The following is a 3,956-nucleotide window of genomic DNA, read 5'->3' as shown; positions in this document are numbered from 1 at the left end:
GGCGGCGTGGGCGGCCTCCACCTCGGCGGTGGTGGTGCCGGGCTCCTCGTACGCGGCGTTCAGGAGGGGCGGATCGTCGTGGCGGGGTTCCGGGACGAGATTCTCCGGGGGCGTGGTGCTGATCAGGGGCGGCGTGACCGCCTGAGGGGCGGGCGGGACGGGCGACACGTCGTCCGTGGGGCGCGCAGGGGCGCCGCCGCGCGGCTCGCCGCCCGCGACACGCACGCTCTCGAGCAGGAGTTCTGCGACGTCCTTCACGACGATCTGCGGCGCGCCCTGCTTGCTGGGCGTGCTGTTCATCATGCTCTTGCAGAAGGGGCAGCCCACCGCGAGGACCTGCTCGGTCTCGCCGCGACCGTGTGCGGAGGAGCGTTCGCGGGCGTCGTCGAGGCGCTTCTGGATCTCCCTGAAGCGGTTGTCGCTGATGCGCTCGTGGCCCTCCTCCTCCTCCTTCCAGAACTGCGCGCCGCCCGCGCCGCAGCAGAAGGAGCCCTCGCGGGAGCGTTCGAGTTCGAGGACCTCGGCGCCCATCGCGCGGATCACGTCGCGCGGCGCGTCGTACACGCCGTTGTGCCGCCCCAGGTAGCAGGGGTCGTGGTACGTGACGTCGGCGTCGAGGCTGGCCGTCCGGAGCCTGCCGCCGTCCACGAGCATCTCGAGGTACTGCGTGTGGTGCATGACCTGGTAGTTCCCGCCGAGCTGGCGGTATTCGTTCCCGATGGCGTTCATGCAGTGCGGGCAGGTGGCGACGACGAGCTTCGGGCGGACCTCGTTGAGGGTCTCGACGTTCTGCTCGGCGAGCTGGAGGTAGAGGTACTCGTTGCCCGCGCGGCGCGCGCTGTCGCCCGTGCAGGCCTCCTTCTTGCCGAGCACGGCGTAGTTCACGCCCGCGCGGTCGAGGAGCTGCACGAAGGCCCGCGCGGTCTTCTGCGCGCCCGGGTCGTAGCTGGCGGCGCAGCCCACCCAGTACACGACGTCCGGGGTGGGGTTCTCGTCGATGGTGGGCACCTTGAGGCCCTCGGCCCACTCCATGCGCTTGTCATGGCTGATGCCCCAGGGGTTCTTGGCGCGTTCCATGCCTCGGAAGGCGCTCTGGAGCTGCGGGGGGAACTCGCCCTCCACCATGACCTGCTGGCGGCGGATGTCGATGATGTCGAGCATCTGCTCGTCCTGCACGGGGCAGACCTGCATGCAGGCGCCGCAGGTGGTGCAGGCCCAGACGGCCTCGGGGCTGATGGCGAACTCCAGCAGGGGGCGCGGGCTGGCCTCGCCGGACTCGAACGCGCTGGGCCTGAGCACGAAGGGGCTCTCGTGCGCGGCGATGACGTTGAGCTCCATGCGCTTGTTGATCTCCAGCGCGGCGGGACTGAGGGCCTTGCCGGTGCCGCTCGCGGGGCACACGTCCTGGCAGCGGTTGCACTGGATGCAGGCGTACGCGTCGAGCAGGCGCGGCCAGGCGAGGTCCTCGATGTGGGCGGCGCCCATCTGGGGGTTCTCGGCTTCGAGGTCCACCTTCATGGGGGGCAGTTCGCCGCTCAGGCGTTCGCGCCGGAAGAAGTAGTTGACGGGCGCCATGAAGATGTGGATGTGCTTCGTGTACGGGAAGTACGCGAGGAACGCGAGGACGCTGCCGAGCGCGCCCCAGTAGCCGAACAGGCGCCAGGCGTGCGCGTTTTCCTCGGTGAAGAGGTTCGCGACGACGCTGCTCAGGGGCTGGAAGGCGTCGCGGCCCTCCTCGGCGAGCTTGGCGCCGTTGCCGAGGATGCGGCTCCCGACGTGGAAGAGGATGAAGCTCGACACGATGACGGAGTCGCGGGTGATGTAGCCCTCGCGGACCTTCTCGTGCAGGAGGGTCTTCTCGTTGAAGCGGAAGTCCCGGCGGGCGGGCAGCAGGTAGCGGCGGATGACGAAGGCGATCACGCCGACGAGCACGAGGGCGCTCAGGACGTCCGCGAGGAGGTTGTAGGCCGCGCCGAGCGGGTTCGTAGAGGGGATGCTGAAGCGAATGAAGCCTTCGAGTCCGTCGACGAGGTTGACGAGCAGGTAGAAGACGAAGCCGTAGAAGATGAAGCTGTGGAAGGCGCTCAGGACGGGTCGTTTGCGGAAGGTCCGTTCCTGGGTGAGGGTGACGCGCAGCGCGTACGCGAGGCGGCGGGCGAGGTGGTCGAGGCGGGGTTCCTGGTCGGGGCGTCCGCGCCGCACCCGCAGGTACAGCCGCCAGAAGCCCAGCAGGCCGATGGCGCCGGCCACGAGGGCGAAGAGGAAGAACACGATCTGGTGAGCGAGCGGAAGCAAGGGCCCCTCCGGGGAAAGAATTTGAACTGAGTACAAGTATAGCCCGCGCGGGACCCACGAGGACACCCGGCGCGCACAGTCCCCCCATGCTAACGCCCCACGCGAACCGTGCCCGGACGCCGAAGGTCAAGCGCACCTCAAGCCTTCTCACGCGAAACCCCCACACGCGAGGACTACGCTCCCCTTGGAGGGACACCATGACCGGACGCGACATGAACGATCAGCAGCTCGACGAGCAGATGATGAACCAGATGCGTCAGCGCATCACCGAGCACCTGCAGGTGATGGACGAGGAAGGCGCGCACGTCGGCATCGTCGACAAGCTCGAAGGTGACCGCATCAAGCTCATCAAGAACGACACCAACTCGGACGGCCAGCACCACTACGTCAGCCTCGACCAGGTCGCCAGCGTCGACGACGTCGCCGTCCGCCTCAACGGCCGCCTCGACGACATCCGCAAGAACTGGCAGAACCAGTAGACACCGCGGCTCAGGCTGACCTGAAGGACGCGCCCGGCACACGGGGCGCGTCCTTCCTTCCGGCTCGCGAACGACGCCAGGGCCAGCATGACCCCGCTGCTGTGTATAAAAGTGTTTCGCCGAGGCCATGAGGGTCCGGGCGTCCGGGTGGAGCGATCGGCGCGTCTCTGTTAGCATGGAGTTCGCGGTGACTGGCGAACGACGCGGGAAACCGCGGGGAAGCCGCGAGAAATCAAGAGGCCGCTCGCCTGGGCCGGAGACCGCTCCCGAGGGGGAGGTGTCTCCGCTTTTTCATGGAGCCACATGCGCGCACTCCTGAGCGTCAGCGACAAGACCGGCATCGTCGACTTCGCGAGAGGCCTCGCCGAGCGGGGCTGGGACCTCGTCTCCACCGGCGGCACCCTCGCCACCCTGCGCGAGGCGGGCCTGAACGCCACCGCCGTCAGCGACGTCACCGGCTTCCCCGAGATCCTCGACGGCCGCGTCAAGACGCTGCATCCCGGCATTCACGGCGGCATCCTCGCGCGGCGCGACGAGGGGCACCTCGCGGAGCTCGCCGCGCACGGCATCGACACCATCGACCTCGTGTGCGTCAACCTCTACCCCTTCCGCGAGACGATCGCGCGCGGCGTGACCGAGGCCGAGGCCCTGGAGAACATCGACATCGGCGGGCCCGCCATGCTGCGCGCGGCCGCGAAGAACTTCCCCGGCGTGATCGTCCTCGTGGACCCCGCCGACTACGCCCGCGCTCTGGAGGGAAACCTCGACCTGGACGAGCGGCGCGCGCTCGCCCGCAAGGCCTTCGCGCACACCAGCGCGTACGACGCGGCCATCACCTCGTACCTCACCGGGGACACCGTGCACCTGCCCGGGAGCGCCACGCTCGAACTCACCCGCACGCACGAGCTGCGCTACGGCGAGAACCCGCACCAGCCCGCCGCGCTCTACCGCCTCGGCAGCGAGCGCGGGCCCATCCTCGACGCGGAGGTCCTCGCGGGCAAGCCCATGAGCTTCAACAACTACGCCGACGCGGACGCCGCGTGGGCGCTCGTGCAGGAGTTCGAGGAGTGCGCCTGCGTCGCCGTGAAGCACGCCAACCCCTGCGGCGTCGCGACGGCGGACAGCGTCGCGCGCGCCTGGGAGCTCGCGCGCGACGCGGACACCCTCAGCGTCTTCGGCGGC

3 protein-coding genes and 1 riboswitch are annotated in these 3,956 nt (G+C 69.3%); of the genes, 2 read left to right on the top strand and 1 reads right to left on the bottom strand.

The annotated features are described in order from the left end of the window. The coding region (locus DEIPI_RS0126370; RefSeq protein WP_027483759.1) for a (Fe-S)-binding protein at positions 1-2,295 on the bottom strand (2,295 nt) is incomplete at its 3' end. 197 nt (positions 2,296-2,492) lie between these two features. Between DEIPI_RS0126370 and DEIPI_RS0126365 the strand changes: the two genes are divergently transcribed. Continuing rightward, complete coding sequence (locus DEIPI_RS0126365; RefSeq protein WP_052352052.1) at positions 2,493-2,774, top strand: DUF2171 domain-containing protein; 282 nt, start codon at positions 2,493-2,495, stop codon at positions 2,772-2,774. Positions 2,775-2,951: 177 nt separating this feature from the next. After that, a riboswitch (ZMP/ZTP riboswitch) is annotated at positions 2,952-3,035 on the top strand. 42 nt (positions 3,036-3,077) lie between these two features. Continuing rightward, a partial coding sequence (gene purH, locus DEIPI_RS0126360; RefSeq protein WP_027483757.1) for a bifunctional phosphoribosylaminoimidazolecarboxamide formyltransferase/IMP cyclohydrolase occupies positions 3,078-3,956 on the top strand: 879 nt, incomplete at its 3' end.

Origin of the sequence: Deinococcus pimensis DSM 21231, from assembly GCF_000519345.1 — a bacterium.
Classification (GTDB): Bacteria; Deinococcota; Deinococci; order Deinococcales; family Deinococcaceae; genus Deinococcus_A; species Deinococcus_A pimensis.
This window is presented reverse-complemented; position numbering and strand designations above follow the sequence as displayed.